At 68.1% G+C, this 15,698-nt stretch carries 14 protein-coding genes; 6 read left to right on the top strand and 8 right to left on the bottom strand.

Annotation, left to right across the window (positions count from 1 at the left end):
• Window positions 1-29 precede the first annotated feature (29 nt).
• Window positions 30-1,388: a DUF1329 domain-containing protein gene (locus QSJ95_RS17540; protein WP_285644123.1), complete on the bottom strand. Its 1,359-nt coding sequence runs from the start codon at window positions 1,386-1,388 to the stop codon at window positions 30-32.
• Between the two features lie 20 nt (window positions 1,389-1,408).
• Window positions 1,409-3,271 (bottom strand): DUF1302 domain-containing protein, encoded by a 1,863-nt coding sequence (locus QSJ95_RS17535; protein WP_285644122.1) that lies wholly within the window; start codon window positions 3,269-3,271, stop codon window positions 1,409-1,411.
• Between the two features lie 272 nt (window positions 3,272-3,543).
• On the opposite strand from QSJ95_RS17535, the gene QSJ95_RS17530 reads away from it, so the two are divergent.
• From QSJ95_RS17530 to tal, 3 genes are all read left to right on the top strand, one after another.
• Window positions 3,544-4,866: a CapA family protein gene (locus tag QSJ95_RS17530; protein WP_285644121.1), complete on the top strand. Its 1,323-nt coding sequence runs from the start codon at window positions 3,544-3,546 to the stop codon at window positions 4,864-4,866.
• A gap of 255 nt (window positions 4,867-5,121) precedes the next feature.
• On the top strand, window positions 5,122-6,132 hold the full coding sequence (gene dusA / locus QSJ95_RS17525) for a tRNA dihydrouridine(20/20a) synthase DusA (protein WP_285644120.1): 1,011 nt from the start codon (window positions 5,122-5,124) through the stop codon (window positions 6,130-6,132).
• A 63-nt stretch (window positions 6,133-6,195) separates the two neighbouring features.
• Window positions 6,196-7,116, top strand: coding sequence for a transaldolase (gene tal / locus QSJ95_RS17520; protein WP_285644119.1), 921 nt, complete (start codon window positions 6,196-6,198; stop codon window positions 7,114-7,116).
• Window positions 7,117-7,191: 75 nt separating this feature from the next.
• Here the strand turns inward: tal and rssC are convergent, their stop codons facing one another.
• From rssC to QSJ95_RS17505, 3 genes are all read right to left on the bottom strand, one after another.
• Window positions 7,192-7,674: an anti-sigma factor antagonist RssC gene (gene rssC / locus QSJ95_RS17515; RefSeq protein WP_043266908.1), complete on the bottom strand. Its 483-nt coding sequence runs from the start codon at window positions 7,672-7,674 to the stop codon at window positions 7,192-7,194.
• Complete coding sequence (gene rssB / locus QSJ95_RS17510; protein ID WP_009619157.1) at window positions 7,671-8,855, bottom strand: two-component system response regulator RssB; 1,185 nt, start codon at window positions 8,853-8,855, stop codon at window positions 7,671-7,673. The genes rssC and rssB overlap by 4 nt, the downstream gene beginning before the upstream one ends.
• Window positions 8,856-9,025: 170 nt before the next feature.
• Entirely contained in the window at window positions 9,026-9,730 is a 705-nt protein-coding gene (locus QSJ95_RS17505; RefSeq protein ID WP_285644117.1) for an MlaA family lipoprotein, read from the bottom strand.
• A 1,016-nt stretch (window positions 9,731-10,746) separates the two neighbouring features.
• Between QSJ95_RS17505 and pcrP the strand changes: the two genes are divergently transcribed.
• From pcrP to QSJ95_RS17490, 3 genes are all read left to right on the top strand, one after another.
• Window positions 10,747-11,496 (top strand): HAD superfamily inactivated hydrolase PcrP, encoded by a 750-nt coding sequence (pcrP, locus tag QSJ95_RS17500; RefSeq protein ID WP_116423799.1) that lies wholly within the window; start codon window positions 10,747-10,749, stop codon window positions 11,494-11,496.
• Window positions 11,493-12,074 carry a phosphonate degradation HD-domain oxygenase gene (locus QSJ95_RS17495; protein WP_285644116.1) on the top strand — a complete coding sequence of 194 codons (582 nt, stop codon included), beginning with the start codon at window positions 11,493-11,495 and terminating at the stop codon, window positions 12,072-12,074. The genes pcrP and QSJ95_RS17495 overlap by 4 nt, the downstream gene beginning before the upstream one ends.
• 77 nt (window positions 12,075-12,151) lie before the next feature.
• Window positions 12,152-12,415: a DUF4404 family protein gene (locus tag QSJ95_RS17490; RefSeq protein ID WP_009619150.1), complete on the top strand. Its 264-nt coding sequence runs from the start codon at window positions 12,152-12,154 to the stop codon at window positions 12,413-12,415.
• Between the two features lie 47 nt (window positions 12,416-12,462).
• Here the strand turns inward: QSJ95_RS17490 and QSJ95_RS17485 are convergent, their stop codons facing one another.
• The 3 genes from QSJ95_RS17485 to QSJ95_RS17475 form a co-directional block, all read right to left on the bottom strand.
• Complete coding sequence (locus tag QSJ95_RS17485) at window positions 12,463-13,713, bottom strand: OprD family porin (protein WP_285644114.1); 1,251 nt, start codon at window positions 13,711-13,713, stop codon at window positions 12,463-12,465.
• Between the two features lie 67 nt (window positions 13,714-13,780).
• Window positions 13,781-14,764, bottom strand: coding sequence for an NADH:ubiquinone reductase (locus QSJ95_RS17480; RefSeq protein WP_285644113.1), 984 nt, complete (start codon window positions 14,762-14,764; stop codon window positions 13,781-13,783).
• Window positions 14,765-14,777: 13 nt separating this feature from the next.
• The gene (locus tag QSJ95_RS17475; RefSeq protein WP_285644112.1) at window positions 14,778-15,695 is read right to left on the bottom strand and encodes an SDR family NAD(P)-dependent oxidoreductase; all 918 of its coding nucleotides are present in this window, start codon (window positions 15,693-15,695) and stop codon (window positions 14,778-14,780) included.
• Window positions 15,696-15,698: the final 3 nt, after the last annotated feature.

Below are 15,698 nucleotides of genomic sequence, written 5' to 3'. Positions count from 1 at the left end.
GAGAACATCGATGGAGTTGCCCTGTCGACTCAGCGAATCCCGGTAGCACGCAAGGCGCTGGGAGTGAAGTCATTGCTGGTGGACTCGAGGTCGAAGCGGTACGCGCCCTTCTCCTCGTTGCGCAGGCCCGACACCGTGTAGCGCCCGGACAGCACGTCGTAGTGGGTCTCGGCGGTCAGCCAGGTGAATTGCTGGTCGTAGAACGGCCGCGCTTGGCCCTCGGAAACGCGCCAGAGGTTGCCGCGGCCGTCGTAGGCGTCGGCCTCGGCGATCTGCCAGCTGTCTTCGTCGATGTACAGATCGCGCTTGCTGTAGACGTGGCGCTGGCCCGGCTTCAGGGTCGCCTCCACGTGCCACACGCGGTGCAGTTCGTAGCGGGTGTAGTCGGGGTTCAGGTGGCCCGGCTTGACGATGTCGGCGTACTTCGCCCTGGGCGAGTCCAGGGCGAAGCTGTTGTAGGGGATGTACAGCTCCTGCTTGCCCAGCAGCTTCCAGTCGTAGCGGTCGGGCGAGCCGTTGAACATGTCGAAATCGTCGTAGGTGCGCATGCCTTCGGCACCGGGGCTGTCGTAGGCCACCTGCGGGGCGCGGCGCACGCGGCGCTGGCCGGCGTTGTACATCCAGGCCATGCGCGGTTCCTTGATCTGGTCGATGGTCTCCAGCACCAGCATCACGCTGCCGGCGCGTCGCGGCGGCGAGAGAATCTCCTGGCGGAAGTAGTAGAGGATGTTGTCCATCTTCGCCGGGTCGTAGTCCTTCAGCCCGAAGGGGAAGGCGAACTGCTCCTTCATGTAGCTGATGGTGTAGTCGCCGTTGCTCTGCGGGTTCATCTGCGCGGTGGTGCGCAGCATGGTCTTGCCGCGGTAGCGGGTGACGTGGTTCCAGATCGCCTCCAGGCCGTTCTGCGGGATCGGGAAGGGAATCGAGACCTTGAAGTTCTCCAGGCCGTTGCCGCCCTCGGCGAGGTGGGTGGCGCCGGCGTTGGCCTTCACCGCGGCGAGCACTTCGGCCGGGTAGGCGGCGCTGCGATGGCTGGGGTAGACCGGGATGCGGTAGCTGTCCGGGAAGCGCCTGAACATCGCCAGTTGGCCGGGGGTCAGCTTCGCCTTGTACTGCTCGGCGTTCTGCGCGGTGATGGTGAACAGCGGCTTCTCGCCGGCGTAGGGGTCGGCGAGAAAGCCTGCGGCATCCAGGGCGCCGGCGTTGGTGGCGAGGCCGCCGGTCCAGGCCGGGATGCTGCCGTCGGCGTTGCCGGCCTTCTCGGCGCCCATGGGGGTCAGGTCGGCGCCCAGGCGCGCGACCTGGTCGGCGGAAACGGCGGCCATCGCCTGGCCGGCGAGCAGGCCGAGGCTGAGGCAGCCGGCCTTGAGCAGGAGCTTGTGCTGCATGGTGGGTCCTCCGGGGGGCGTCAGAAGCTGACGCCCAGGCTGACGGCGAGGAAGTCGCGGTCGGTGTTGGTGTTGTAGTCGCCGCCGAAGTAGTCGGTGTAGCTGATGCTGGCGGTGTATTTGCTCAGGTATTCGCCGTCCAGGCCGATGCTCAGGGCCTTCTCGCCTTCGCTGAAGGTCGGGCCGTAGCCCTGCACGTCGTGGGCGAACGACAGGTTCGGCTTGAGCGTCACGCCGCCGATCATGTCGTTGTATTCGAGCTGGCCGCGCAGGCGGTAGCCCCAGGAATTGCCGGTGTAGAAGCCGTGGCTGTTGCACTCGCCGGGGTTGGCGGTGTTGACCACCCCGGTGCACAGCGCGTTGCCCGCAAGGCCCAGCAGCGAGGAACTGCCCGCCGCGCCCAGCTCGCCATTGCCATAGACGCTGCTGCGGCCGAAACGCAGGGCGCTGCCGTCGGTGGGGCCGAGATCGCTGACGTGGGTGAAGCCGACCTCGCCGACCAGGGTCAGGCGGTCGGCGCGCACCAGCGGCAGGTTGTCGAAGGTGTTGGTCAGGGTGACCTGCGCCTGGGTCACCGGCTTGCGCTGGTAGCCCTGGATCAGCGAACCGTAGGCCGAGTCGGCCCAGCCGCTGGCGAAGATCGGCAGGCCGGCGTTGACCGCCGGGTTGGTGGACGCCGCGCCGAGGGTGGCGGCGGCGGAAATGTCGGTGCCGTTGAGCCCCAGCGGCATGTTCGGCCGGTAGCTGATTTCGCCGGAGAGCGCCGCGGTGCCCACCGTGGTGTTGAAGCTCAGGCCGTACAGGCGGATGTCTTCGGGGTAGGTCAGGAAGTAGCGCGCGGTGCTGCGCCCGCCCTGGCCGAACAGCCCGCCGACCGGGTCGGCCAGCGCGCCCTTGCCGACGATCCAGCTGCTGTAGGGCGTACGGCTGTGGTAGTTCATGGCGTAGAGGCCGAACTCGGTGTCGTTCAGCGACTCGGCCATCCAGTGCAGGGCCACGCCGAACTGGCCGCCGTCGCGAGCGTCCTTGTCGCCCAGGCGCGGCACGTAGCCATAGCCGCCCCGCACGCCGGTGCCGTCGATGTCGCGGTCGAAGTCGCTGCCGTTGATCGCCATGCCCGTGTCGCAACCCTGGGCGACGATATCGCTGCCGAAGAAGGTGCCGCAGTTGTCCACCACGGTCTTTTCCCATTTCAGCTGGTAGAAGGCTTCCAGCGACAGGTTCTCGACGATGCCCTGGTTGAAGTAGAACATCGGCACCGGGATCAGCGCTTCCTTGACCTCCGAGCCGGGCCGGCGCAGCGCCGAGACGTCCACCGGGTTGATGCTGTTGACGCCGTTCTGGATGAAGGTGCTCTCGCCCCAGCTCACCACCTGCTTGCCCAGGCGCACGCTGCCGGGCAGGTCGCGGACGCTGTAGTTGTGGTAGACGAAGGCGTCGAGCAGCTGGGCGCCGGAGGAGCGCGCGGCCTGGTCGCGGCCGCTGTCGTCGATGTCGTAGAGGTGCTGGTGGCCGTCCTTGAGCTCGAAGTCGTACCAGTACTTGCCGCGCAGGAACACGCCGGTGTCCTGGTACTTCAGCTCGAGGTCGTGCACGCCCTTGAACAGCTTGGAGAAGGCCTCGCCCTTCTTGAAGTTCAGCCGGTTGTCGTCGGAGGTGGCGCTGGAGGCGCTGCCGCCGTTGCGGCTGCCGATGAATTTCTTGTCCGGGTTGTCCATGGCCCAGCTGGCGCCGATGGACAGGCTGGAGTCGAAACGCCCCTCGATCTCCCCGATGTTGAAGGTTGCCGCGTGGGCCGGCAGCGCGCCGCCCAGGGCCATGCCGACCGCCAATGCCAGTTTCCGCGGCCGCAGGGACGCACCTTCGGTTCTTGTTCTTTTCATGCTGTTCTCCGCCAGGAACGTGCTTCAAGGGGGGAGCCCGGGGGCTTCCCGCACTGCCCGGCGCCATGAAGAACACGGCGACCCGGGAGGCGGTCGCATAGTAAGAGCCGCGTCACACGGCTGGCCTCTGAAAAAAACTTATGCCCATAGCCAAAAGCGCCCCCACGGCACCGATAACCAGCGGCTATCGGGATAAGCAGGATTCAGCCGGCACGCGGCGCGCCTTGCCCTATAGTCCGCGCCATCCAACCTGGCAGCCCATGGGGACGAGCATGAAGATTGCGTTGACCGGCGACAGCATCCTGCAGCGCCGCCTGAACAGCCTCGAGGACGCGACTCTGCGCCCGCTGTTCGACCTGATCCGCAGCGCGGACGTCAGCTTCACCAACCTGGAAGTGCTGCCCAACGACTTCGCCGGCGACCCGGCCCTGGAAAGCGGCGGCTCGCACTTCGGCGCCCCGGCCTGGATTCTCGACGAGCTGGTGGCGGGCGGCTTCGACCTGTTCTCCACCGCCAACAACCACGCGCTGGACTACAGCATCGCCGGCCTGCACGCCATGCACCGGCAGCTGCGCCAGCGCGAACTGCTCTACGCCGGCACCGGGCGCAACCTGGAAGAGGCGCGGCGCCCGGTCTATTGCACACGCCCGGAGGGCACTGTCGCCCTGCTCGCCTGCAGCGCCACCTTCGGCAAGGGCCAGGAAGCCAGCGACCAGAGCCGCGACATGCCCGGCCGCCCGGGCCTGAACCCACTGCGCTTCGACACCGTGCACGAAGTGACCCCGGCGCAGATGGCCCAGGTACGCGAGCTGATCGCCGGCCTCGGCCTGGACCGCCTGTACCAGGGCGCGGTGGACCTGGGTTTCGCCCACCCGCTGCCGCACCCGTCGCTGGCGGTGTTCGGCCCCTTCACCCCGGTGCTGTTCCGCGAGGGCCAGCAGACGCGCCTGCGCACCACGCCGCGCAAGAAGGACGTCGACGACATCCTGCGCTGGGTCGAGGAGGCGCGGGTGATGGCCGACGTGGTGGTGCTGAGCATCCACGCCCACGAGCTGGGCTACAACGCCGAGGGCGAGTGGGACCTGGAAACCCCGGCGGAATTCCTCCAGCCGGTGGCGCGGCGGATGATCGACGCCGGCGTCGACATCGTAGTCGGCCACGGCCCACACCTGCTGCGCGGCATGGAGATCTACAACGGCAAGCCGATCTTCTACAGCCTGGGCAACTTCATCGGCCAGAACGAGCTGGTGGAGCGCCTGCCGGTGGATAGCTACGAGCAGTTCCGCGTCGATCGCGAGCAGACGCCCTCCAAGGTCTTCCAGCAGCGCACCCGCAACGACACCCGCAGCTTCCCCGCGGATGCGCGCTTCTGGGAAACCCTGGTGCCGGTCTGCCGCTTCGACGGCGGCCGCCTGCAGGCCATCGAGCTGCACCCGGTCAGCCTGGGCCTGGGCGAGGCCATTCATCGCCGCGGGCGCCCGCGCCTGGCCGAAGGCGAGCATGGCCGCGCCATCCTCGAACGCTTCGCGCGGCTGTCGCAGCCCTATGGGACGCGGTTCAGCATCGAGGGCGGTATCGGCCTGCTAAGCCTGTAGGGTCGCAGTAGAACGACGACAGGCGTCGGCGTGCGGGCCCGGGCTCCGGCCGCCCGCTGGCGATCGACGGCCCGGGATTCCTGATAGAATTGCCGGCCGTCGCCCATGATCCTGATCTGCAGCGCATGACCGACGGTTCCATCCTTGCGTTTCCGCTTGCCAACGATCAACCAGGCTGACCGGATACCCGGTACCAGCGAAGCGTCAGGCACAAGCGAAAACGCCCCGAAACGCAGCGGAACACGATCCACCGAGATGCCTCCAGAATCGCCCACCAAGCCAGCGACCACGCGCCCCGAGCCCTCCCGCCGTTTCTCCGTGGCGCCCATGATGGACTGGACCGACCGCCACTGCCGGTTCTTCCTGCGCCAGCTGTCGAGCCATGCCCTGCTCTACACCGAGATGGTCACCACCGGGGCCTTGCTGCATGGCGATGCCGCGCGCTTCCTGCGCCATGACGAGTGCGAGCACCCGCTGGCGCTGCAGCTGGGCGGCAGCGTGCCGGCCGAGCTGGCGGCGGCGGCGAAGCTGGCGGAGGCTGCGGGTTACGACGAGGTCAACCTGAACGTCGGCTGCCCCAGCGACCGGGTGCAGCACAACATGATCGGCGCCTGCCTGATGGCCCATCCGGCGCTGGTGGCCGAGTGCGTCCTGGCCATGCGCGAGGCGGTTTCCATTCCGGTCACGGTCAAGCACCGCATCGGCATCAACGGGCGCGACAGCTATGCCGAGCTGTGCGACTTCGTCGGCCAGGTGCGCGAGGCCGGCTGCCGCAGCTTCACCGTGCATGCGCGCATTGCCATCCTCGAAGGGCTTTCGCCCAAGGAGAACCGCGAGGTTCCGCCGCTGCGCTACGAGGTGGCGGCGCAGCTCAAGCGGGATTTTCCGGACCTGGAGATCGTCCTCAACGGCGGCATCAAGACCCTGGCCGAATGCCAGGAGCACCTGCGCACCTTCGACGGCGTGATGCTCGGCCGCGAGGCGTACCACAACCCCTACCTGCTGGCCCAGGTGGACGCCGCTCTGTACGGCGCCGATGCCCCGGCGATCAGCCGCGCCGAGGCCCTGGCGCGGATGCGCCCGTACATCCAGCGGCACATCGCCGAGGGCGGCGCCATGCACCATGTGACGCGTCACGTGCTCGGCCTTGGCCAGGGTTTCCCCGGTGCCCGGCGCTTCCGCCAACTGCTTTCGGTGGACGTGCACAAGGCCGCCGATCCGCTGCGGGTGCTCGACCAGGCCATCGAACTTCTCGCAGGCCGCTAGGTCCCGTTGAGCGCGGGGTTGCGCTCGGGTAAGGTCATGGGGATCGCACTCGGAAGACCTGCCATGACCTCCAAGCTGGAACAACTGAAGCAGTACACCACCGTCGTCGCCGATACCGGCGATTTCGACGCCATTGCCCGCCTGAAGCCGGTGGATGCCACCACCAACCCCTCGCTGCTGCTCAAGGCCGCCGCCCTGCCCCGCTACACCGAGCACCTGGCCCGCGCCACCGCGGCCAGCGGCGGCGACGCCGGCCTTGCCTGCGACCGCTTCGCCGTGGCGGTGGGCAAGGACATCCTCGGGGTCATTCCCGGTCGCGTCTCCACCGAAGTGGACGCCCGCCTGTCCTTCGACACCGAGGACACCCTGGCCCGCGCCCGCCGGCTGGTCGAGCTGTACGACGAACAAGGCGTCGGCAGGGACCGCGTGCTGATCAAGATCGCCTCCACCTGGGAAGGCATCCGCGCTGCCGAACAACTGGAGCGCGACGGCATCCAGACCAACCTCACCCTGCTGTTCTCCTTCGCCCAGGCCGCGGCCTGCGCCGACGCCGGGGTGTTCCTCATCTCGCCCTTCGTCGGCCGCATCTACGACTGGTACAAGAAGGCCAACGCCCGCGATTACGTCGGCGCCGAGGACCCGGGCGTGCAGTCGGTGTCGCGCATCTACCGCTACTACAAGGCCAACGGCTACCGCACCGTGGTGATGGGCGCGAGCTTCCGCAACCTCGGGCAGATCGAGCAACTGGCCGGCTGCGACCGCCTGACCATCAGCCCGGACCTGCTGCAGCAGTTGGCCGACGCCCAGGGCGAACTGCCGCGCACCCTGCAACCCGGCGGCGGCGAGGCGCGCCAGGTGCTGGACGAGAGCGCCTTCCGCTGGCAGATGAACGAGGACGCCATGGCCACCGAGAAGCTGGCCGAGGGCATCCGCCTGTTCGCCCGCGACCAGGAGAAGCTGGAAGCCCTGCTCGGCGGCCGCTGAAAAGCGCGCGCAGCAAGACGAACCGGCGCCCCAGGGCGCCGGTTTGCGTTCTATCTATCGACGGGCTCCGGCGGATCAGTGGTGCTCGAGGGCACTCACCAGGTCGTGGAAGGCTTCACGGTTGGACTCGTTCAGGCCCATGAGGATGCGGTGGGCCTCCAGCACCTTGCTGCGCACTACTTCCTCGGACTGGTCCTGGGGCGGCAGGTCGGTGAGGCAGTCCGTGCAGGGGATGGGCCGGTCGACGATGTTGAACACCTGGTCGAAGCCCATGGACTGCAGCAACCGGGTGATGTCCGGGTTGGTGGTCACCAGGGTCGGCAACAGCCCCACCTTCTGCCGCGAGAGGATCGACAGCTTGGCCAGCAGGCCCAGGGTGGTGCTGTCGATGCTCTGGGTTTCCGTGAGATCGATGATGATCGCCGTGAAATTCAACGCGGCGAAGATTTTTTCAATGGTGGCATCCAGCGCCGAACACAGGGTCAGTCGGACTTCGCCCACGAACTTCAGGACGAATGAGCCATCCTGCTCGGCGAACTGGATTTTACCGGTACTCATGCAAGGTTCCTGCTCAACACCAGCAAGGCGATATCATCCGGCATCTCGGACAACTTGGCCAGTCCGAAGACCTGGCGCAGGCCGTCCAGCGTCCCGCCGGCGGCGACGACCTGCTCGGGCAGGGCCGTCTCCTTTTCTTTCAATGTAGCCCCGGGCAGCACATCCAGTATGCCGTCGGAGAACAACGACAGGCTGAAGGACCTGGGCAGGTCCATGGTCCGGTCGTCGTAGGTGGCGTCCTCGAACAGGCCCACGGGCAGGCCGCGGCCTTCGAGGTAGCGTGCTTCGCCGTCGACGTAGAGTACCGGCAGCGGCAGGTGGCCACCAATGCTGTAGGTCAGGCGATCGGTTTCCAGGTCGATCACCCCGCCGAGCATGGTCACGTGCTTGCCCAGCTTGGTGTTGATCAACCCGCGGTTGATGTGCCCGAGCACCTCGGAGGGCTTGAACTCGGGCAGCGTGCCCGCGCGCCGCGACTCGTACAGCAGGCGGGTGGTCATGAACTTCAGCAGCACGGTCACGAACGCCGAGGAGGCGCCATGGCCGGAGACGTCGGCCAGGTAGAAGCCGATGCGCCGCTCGTCGACGCGGAAGTAGTCGACGAAGTCGCCGGACAGGTACAGCGACGGGATGATCTGGTGGGCGAACTTCAGCCCCTCGGCTTCCCAGGGCGTCACCGGCAGCATGTTCATCTGCACCTGGCGCCCGGCGTTCTGGTCTTCCTGCAGCAGGTTCAGGCTGGCCTGCAGCTCGCGGTTGGCGGCTTCCAGCTTCTCGCGGTAGCGGCGGTTCTCCGAACGCAGGTAGGCGCGGTCCAGGGCGCGGCGCACCGAGTGCTCCAGCACGGCCAGGTCTTCCAGGGGCTTGATCAGGTAGTCCGCGGCGCCCAGGCGCAGGGCCTCGACCACGTCGCTCATCACCCCGGCCCCGGAAAGCACGATGACCGGCGTTTCCACCGCCATCTCGCTGACCCGGCGGATCAGCTCCAGGCCGTCCATCTGCGGCATGCGCAGGTCACAGATGACCAGGTCGGGCAGTTCGTGCTGGAAGACCTGCAGGCCCTGCTGGCCGTTGGTCGCCTGCAGGACTTTGAAACCACTGTCTTCCAGGTAGGCCGCGAGGCTTTCGCGAACGGCCTCGTCGTCATCGATGATCAGCAGCGTGGCACTGGGTTTGTGCATGGGTTATCCAGGCAAACGGCGCCGGAGGTGGTGGAGTGGGCGCGCATGGCAATGAAAACGGCGCGGGTCGGGTGCGACAAGGCGCAGACACTACTCCCATCCGCCCCAGGGTTCAAGACGGCGGCACGGCGCGCTTGCGGCAGCCCCGGGGCGGATGGGTGGCGGGCGTGTCAGAAGTCGTCTTCGACCTGGCCGTCCTTGACCTTGAACTCGCGGTTCTGCAGGTAGGCGTTGCGGATGAAGGTGTACTTGTCGCCGGAAATCAGCTTCTCGGACCTGAGCAGGTCGGCGCGGGTGTCGACCACGTCCACGGCGCGGAGGCTGTTGCGCACGGACACGTCGTCGATGTACGGGTACATGCCGGTATAGGCGTCCGGGATCTTCGACGGCGCGTCGCGCAGGGTGCTCGGGCCCAGCAGCGGCAGCATCACGTAAGGGCCGCTGCCCAGGCCCCAGTAGCCGAGGGTCTGGCCGAAGTCCTCGTCGTTGCGCTGCAGGCCCATGCGGGTGGCCACGTCGATGAAGCCGGCCAGGCCGAAGGTGGTGTTGAACAGCAGGCGGCTGGTGTCGACGCCGGCGTGCTCGAGCTTGCCTTGCAGCAGGTCGTTGGCCAGGTTGCGCACGTCGCCGATGTTGCTGAAGAAGTTGTGGATGCCGTCCTGCACGAAATTCGGCGTTACCTTCTGGTAACCCTGCGCCAGGGGCTTGAGCGCATAGGTGTCGAGGGTGTCGTTGAACACGAAGATCGGGCGGTTGACGCTCTCCCAGGGGTCGTCCTCGCTCGCGGCCTGGGCCAGGAAGGGGAGCATGGCCAGGCTGGCTCCGGCCAGCAGGCGAGCGGTGCGCTGCATCCAGTTGACGCCGTGTGGGCGCATCGGGTTTCTCCTTTGAAAGTCTCATGAGGCCGCCGCCGCGGCCTCGAACCGCTGCGCAGTATATAGTTCCAAGTTCGATTTGCAGACATCGGATTGTTTCTAACGCCTTCGCACCCGGCGCGCATCCGGAAGCGCCGCCCTCCCCTCACGATAGCCAAGAGCCAGCTTTTGTGCCGATGCGACGCTCTTGCCGACCGGGTTGGAAGGCTCTTCGTAGGAGCGAGCTTGCTCGCGAACGGTGTTTGCCAGGGGCTGCGGTGCTGGGCCAGCCCCCAAAGCTCCCTGGAAATCCGTAGGGCGCATAACGCCTACGGCGTTATCCGCCGTTTGACCTTGGCTACCGGCCCGCTCGGTGTCGAGCCTGGCGCTGGTCACGCACTCCCCCGGACCGACCGAGGCAGGGTCGATGAGAAAGGTGAGGCGGCGGATAACCGCGAACGGTTATTCGCCCTACGCTACTGGAAGCACCGGCGTAGGAGCGGACTTTGTCCGCAATTGGGTTCACCGGCCACGCCGGACACCCCGGTGGCACGAACGGCCCCCTCTCCCTCCGGGAGAGGGCTGGGGTGAGGGCGCTCTTGAGCCCAGCTCCAAAGTTCTCTGGAAATCCGTAGGGCGCATAACGCCTATGGCGTTATCCGCCGTTTGACCTTGGTTACCGGCCCCCTCGGTGTCGAGCCTGGCGCTGGTCGCGCATTCCCCCGGACCGACCGAGGCAGGGTCGATGAAAAAGGTGAGGCGGCGGATAACCGCGAACGGTTATTCGCCCTACGCTACTGGAAGTCCGAATCGCGGGCAGAGTCCGCTACGGTTACAGGGAGGCACGGGCGTTCGAGGAACTGCCCCGGCTCGCCCGGCAGCTTCGCGGCCAGGCCGCCATGGCCGGCTCTCCAGCGAAAGGCGCGCCATTATAAAGGCAGCGGGATAAAGGCAGCGGGCCCGCGCGCAGGCCGGCTTCACCGGATCGTCACAATGCGCGTCTAGCCTGGCCTAGACCATTGTCCAGACACCCTGCCATGCCCGCCTCGACTGCCGCCGACCTGCCTCGCTTCACCTCCCTGCTCTTCGGACTCGCCGGCGACCTGGTGGACTTCGGCGCCCGCACCCTGCCCCGCGCGCTGCAGCAGAGCTGCCCGGACTGCCCGCAGGAACGCCTCGCCGAGGCCGCCACCCTGGCTCCGCAGCAGGCCCTGGGCCACGTGCTCGGCCGCCTGCCCAGCGCCGAGGAGGTCGCGCGCTTCCGCAAACGCCTGGCCGAAGCCGCCGACGCCCATGCCGAGCCCATCGCCGAAGCCCTGCCCGCCCTGCACCAGCTGAACCGCCAGGGCGTGCCCTGCGCCTGGCTGGAGGAACTGCCGGAGCCGGCCAGCGAACGCCTGGCCGCCGCCCTCGACGGCGCCCTGGACAGCGGCATCGCCCACGCCGGGCGGCCCTGGCCGGCGCCGGACGGCTGCTGGCGCGCGCTGATGGAGCTGGGTACCCCGCAGCTGGACGGCTGCGTGCTGGTGAGCAGCCAGCCGCGGCTGCTCCAGGCTGGCCTCAATGCCGGCCTGTGGACCATCGGCCTGGCCGCCAGCGGCCCGCTGTGCGGCCTGTCGATGCGCGACTGGGAGGCGCTGGACGGCCCCCAGCGCGACCTGCGCCGCGCCCAGGCGACCTTCGGCCTGTACCGCCTGGGCGTGCACTCGGTCATCGACCACCTGGGCGAGCTGGATTCCTGCCTGCTGGACATCGCCAGCCGCCGCGCCAAAGGAGAAAAACCATGAACCGCGCCCGCCACGCCTTCCTCGACGAGCTGGCCGAACGCTTCGCCAGCCACGGCGCCGAGCCCTACGGCGAATCGGTGAGCCAGGCCGAGCACGCCCTGCAATGCGCCACCCTGGCCGAGCGCGCCGGCTGCTCCGACGCCCTGGTGATCGCCGCGCTGCTGCACGACATCGGCCACCTCTACGAGAACCCCGACGAGATCGAGGCCCGCGACCTGCGCCACGAGGAAGTCGGCGCCAACCTGCTGCGCGAGCTACTGCCCGAACCGGTATGGCAGCCGGTCCGCCTGCACGTGGCCGCCAAGCGCTACCTGTGCGCGGTGGACGCGGCCTATCACGCCGGCCTGTCGCCCGCCTCGCGGCACAGCCTGGCGCTGCAGGGCGGGCCCTTCGACGAGCGCGGCGCCAGCGCCTTCCTCAGCGCCCCCTACGCCCAGGACGCCATCACCCTGCGGCGCCTGGACGACCTGGGCAAGGACCCGGCCATGCGCACCCCGGAGCTCGCGCACTTCTTCCCGCTGCTGGAACGCCTGCTGCGCATTGACGGGCATCAGACACGGTTGCGTTCGGCGGGTTAAGCTGTGTGGCATGGAGATGGATTTTTCGCCGCCGCGCGGCGGTCCATCCTGGGTAGCCACCGCAGAAGGAAACCACCATGCCGACACGTCAACTGCGTGAAGAACTGCAGCGACTGCGCGACCAGCTGGAACAGCAGCCGCCGCTGAGCGAAGAGCAGCGCGGGGAGCTGGAGACGCTGATAGAAGACATCGAACTGCAACTGGCCAACGAGGAAGCCCTCGCCGACGACAGCCTGCTGGATGGCGTCAACCTGGCGGTGGAGCGCTTCGAGGTCAGCCACCCGACCCTCGCCGGCACCCTGCGCTCGATCATGCAGAGCCTGGCCAACATGGGCATCTGAACCCTTCCCCCGGCGGCCCGCCCCTCTTGGCGCGGGCCGCATCGTCTTTACCAGAGCGGCAATGTGTAACTAATGATGACGCGGGTTTCGTCCACGTCGTTGCCGAAGTCGCTGCGGAAACTGCCGTTGCGCACCTTCAGGCCCAGGTTCTTCAGCGCCCCGCTCTGCACCACGTAGCCGATATCGGTGTCGCGTTCCCATTCCTTGCCGTTGCCCCGGCCATCGAGCAGGTCGATGTTGTCGCCGCGCAGGTAGCGCGTCATGAAGGTCAGCCCGGGCAGGCCGACGGCGGCGAAGTCGAAGTCGTAGCGCAGCTGCCAGGAACGCTCGTCCTTGTTGGCGAAGTCGCCGATCTGCACGAAGTTGGTCAGGTACGGGTCGGTGCCGGCCAGGTAGGCGTAGCCGGTGTCGCCGGACATGCGCTGGTAGCCCAGGCCGAAGCCATGGCCGCCCAGGCGATAGGTGAACAGGGCGTTGAGCGCGCGGTTGTCGACGTTGCTGCCGCCCTCGTCGGTGGAGCGCGCCCAGCGGATGTCGGACTTCAGCGACTGGTCCCTGGCGATCGGCAGGACGTGCACCAGGCCCAGGTAGTGCTGGCGGTAGAAGTCCTCCAGGTTGCCGTAGTGGTAGCTGGTGCTCAGGTTGTCGCTCCAGCGGTAGGTGCCGCCGGCCAGGTTGAAGCGGTCGCTGGTGCTGTGCCGCCCGGGCTGGATGTTGCGCTTGTTGCCGCGGGTGATGCTCAGGTCCTCGGCGTTGGTGGAGTCGCGCTGCTTCACCTGGCGCAGTTGGCCGAGTTGCACGGCCAGGCCGTCGATCTCGTTGATTTCCGCCAAACCGCCCTGGAAGGTCTGCGGGTGCAGGCGGGTGTCGTTGTACTGCACCACCGGCAGCCTGGGCGTCAGGGTGCCGATCTTCAGCGTGCTGTTGGAGGCGCGCAGCTTGGCGGTCAGGCCCAGGTCGGAATAGTCGTCGGCGGCGCGGCGGTCGCTGGCCGAGTACGGCAGCAGGCCGGAGCCGGAGCGGTCCGGGCTGGAGTCGAGCTTGAGCCCGAGCAGGCCCAGGGCGTCCAGGCCCACGCCGATGCTGCCCTCGGTGTAGCCGGACTCGTAGCGCAGCAGGAAGCCCTGGGCCCACTCCTCCGAGTAGGACTGGCTGGCGCCGGCCTGGCGGTAGTCGCGGTTGAAGTAGAAGTTGCGCAGTTCCAGGCTGGCCTTGCTGTCGCCGATGAAGTCGGCCTGGGCGCAGAACGGCAGGCAGGCGGCGACCGAGGCCAGCGCCCGTGCGGGAAGATTTTTCATTGTTGTTGTCTCTTCGTTCGGTGAGGTGAGGCGGCGCTCTCCTGCGGCGCCGCGTGGGGGATGGCGGTCAGTCGGCGAGCATGCCCTCCAGGCGCTGGCGCACCAGGGTGCGGGCCTGTTCGACGATGCCACGCAGCAGCTCGGCGCAACTTGGCTCGTCATCGATCAGGCCCTGGACCATGCCGGCCGACCAGATGCCCAGGTCGGTGTCGCCCTGCTCGTAGACGCCGCGCCCGCGCTGGCCGCTGACCAGCGCGGCGATGTCGGTATAGGTGGCGCCGCCGCGCGCCTCGATCGCCCGCACTTCCTGGCTCACCGCGTTGCGCGCCACCCGCGCGGTGTTGCGCAGGCTGCGCATGATCAGGTCGGTGGAACGCTCGTCGGCGGCGCGGATGGCCGCCTTCACCTGCGGGTGGATCGGGCATTCGCGGGTGCTGAGGAAGCGCGTGCCCATGTTGATCGCGTCCGCCCCCAGGGCCAGCGCCGCCACCAGCCCGCGGCCGTCGGCGAAACCGCCGGAGGCGATGATCGGCACCCGCAGGCGGTTGGCCGCGACCGGGATCAGCACCAGCCCGGGGATGTCGTCCTCGCCCGGGTGGCCGGCGCACTCGAAGCCGTCGATGGACACCGCGTCCACGCCCAATTGCTCGGCCTTGAGCGCGTGGCGCAGCGAGGTGCACTTGTGGATCACCTTGACGCCATGCCGGCGCAGCTCGGCGATGTGCTCGCCGGGGTTGTTGCCGGCGGTCTCGACGACGCCGATGCCGGCCTCGATGATCGCCGCGCGGTACTCGGCATAGGGCACCGGCTTCTGCGTCGGCAGCAGCGTCAGGTTGACGCCGAAGGGCTTGTCGGTCAGCTCGCGGCAGCGCGCGATCTCCCCGGCCAGCGCTTCCGGGCTCGGCTGCGTCAGCGCCGACAGCGTCGCCAGGCCGCCGGCGTTGGCCACCGCCGCGGCCAGCTCGGCGCGCCCCACCCACTGCATGCCGCCCTGCATGATCGGGTGCTCGACGCCGAAGGTCTCGGTGAAACGGGTGTTGAAGATGCCCATGACGCCTCCGTGGTCAGACCGGGTCCCAGGAGAACACGTCCGGGCTGCGCGCCAGGTCCATGAAGCTGCCGCGCAGCGCCGGCATGCCGTGCTCGGCGATGCTCTGCGGGGTCCAGCCGTGCTCGCTGTGCACGCTGCGCAGCGGGCGGCTCTGGCTCATCAGGAACAGCTCGTGGTTGCGCGCGGCGAACACCTGGCCATTGACCTCGCGGGCGGCGTCGGAGGCCAGGTACACGGCCAGCGGCGCGTTCTTGTCGGGGGTCATGCGCTGCAGCTTCTCCACCCGCGCCTTCTGTTCCGGGGTATCGGCCGGGATGGAGTCGGTCATGCGGCTCCAGGCGAAGGGCGCGATGCAGTTGGAACGCACGTTGTAGCGCTGCATGTCGAGGGCGATCGACTTGGACAGCGCGACTATGCCCAGCTTGGCCGCCGAGTAGTTGGCCTGGCCGAAGTTGCCGATCAGCCCCGAGGTGCTGGTCATGTGCACGAAGGCGCCGCTGCCCTGCTCGCGGAAGCGCTCGGCGGCGGCGCGGCTGACGAAGAAGCTGCCGTTGAGGTGCACGTTGATCACCGACAGCCAGTCCTCGGCGCTCATCTTGTGGAAAATGGCGTCGCGCAGGATGCCGGCGTTGTTCACCACTATGTCCAGCCGGCCGAAGGCGTCCAGGGCGCTGGCGACGATGCGCCGGGCGCTGTCCCAGTCCGACACGCTGTCGGTGTTGATCGCCCCCTCGCCGCCGCGCTGGCGGATCAGCCCTAGGGTTTCCTCGGCCGGCGAGGCCGAGCCGCCCTCGCCGCCCAGCGACACGCCGATGTCGTTGATCAGCACCTTCGCCCCGCTCTCGGCCAGGGCCAGGGCGATCTCGCGGCCGATGCCGCCACCGGCGCCGGTGACGATCGCTACCTTGCCTTCGTTCAGTCGTTCGGTCATCGC

Origin of the sequence: Pseudomonas sp. NBRC 100443, from assembly GCF_030268185.1 — a bacterium.
In the GTDB taxonomy this organism is placed as follows: Bacteria; Pseudomonadota; Gammaproteobacteria; order Pseudomonadales; family Pseudomonadaceae; genus Pseudomonas; species Pseudomonas citronellolis.
The sequence above is the reverse complement of the archived record's forward strand: the minus strand, read 5'-3'. Positions and strand labels throughout refer to the sequence as shown.

What these genes read in the sequence shown, in the direction of transcription:
- QSJ95_RS17540 (WP_285644123.1), bottom strand. Translation starts at nt 1,388, where the DNA reads ATGCAGCACAAGCTCCTGCTCAAGGCCGGCTGCCTCAGCCTCGGCCTG.
- QSJ95_RS17535 (WP_285644122.1), bottom strand. Translation starts at nt 3,271, where the DNA reads ATGAAAAGAACAAGAACCGAAGGTGCGTCCCTGCGGCCGCGGAAACTG.
- QSJ95_RS17530 (WP_285644121.1), top strand. Translation starts at nt 3,544, where the DNA reads ATGAAGATTGCGTTGACCGGCGACAGCATCCTGCAGCGCCGCCTGAAC.
- dusA (WP_285644120.1), top strand. Translation starts at nt 5,122, where the DNA reads ATGCCTCCAGAATCGCCCACCAAGCCAGCGACCACGCGCCCCGAGCCC.
- tal (WP_285644119.1), top strand. Translation starts at nt 6,196, where the DNA reads ATGACCTCCAAGCTGGAACAACTGAAGCAGTACACCACCGTCGTCGCC.
- rssC (WP_043266908.1), bottom strand. Translation starts at nt 7,674, where the DNA reads ATGAGTACCGGTAAAATCCAGTTCGCCGAGCAGGATGGCTCATTCGTC.
- rssB (WP_009619157.1), bottom strand. Translation starts at nt 8,855, where the DNA reads ATGCACAAACCCAGTGCCACGCTGCTGATCATCGATGACGACGAGGCC.
- QSJ95_RS17505 (WP_285644117.1), bottom strand. Translation starts at nt 9,730, where the DNA reads ATGCGCCCACACGGCGTCAACTGGATGCAGCGCACCGCTCGCCTGCTG.
- pcrP (WP_116423799.1), top strand. Translation starts at nt 10,747, where the DNA reads ATGCCCGCCTCGACTGCCGCCGACCTGCCTCGCTTCACCTCCCTGCTC.
- QSJ95_RS17495 (WP_285644116.1), top strand. Translation starts at nt 11,493, where the DNA reads ATGAACCGCGCCCGCCACGCCTTCCTCGACGAGCTGGCCGAACGCTTC.
- QSJ95_RS17490 (WP_009619150.1), top strand. Translation starts at nt 12,152, where the DNA reads ATGCCGACACGTCAACTGCGTGAAGAACTGCAGCGACTGCGCGACCAG.
- QSJ95_RS17485 (WP_285644114.1), bottom strand. Translation starts at nt 13,713, where the DNA reads ATGAAAAATCTTCCCGCACGGGCGCTGGCCTCGGTCGCCGCCTGCCTG.
- QSJ95_RS17480 (WP_285644113.1), bottom strand. Translation starts at nt 14,764, where the DNA reads ATGGGCATCTTCAACACCCGTTTCACCGAGACCTTCGGCGTCGAGCAC.
- QSJ95_RS17475 (WP_285644112.1), bottom strand. Translation starts at nt 15,695, where the DNA reads ATGACCGAACGACTGAACGAAGGCAAGGTAGCGATCGTCACCGGCGCC.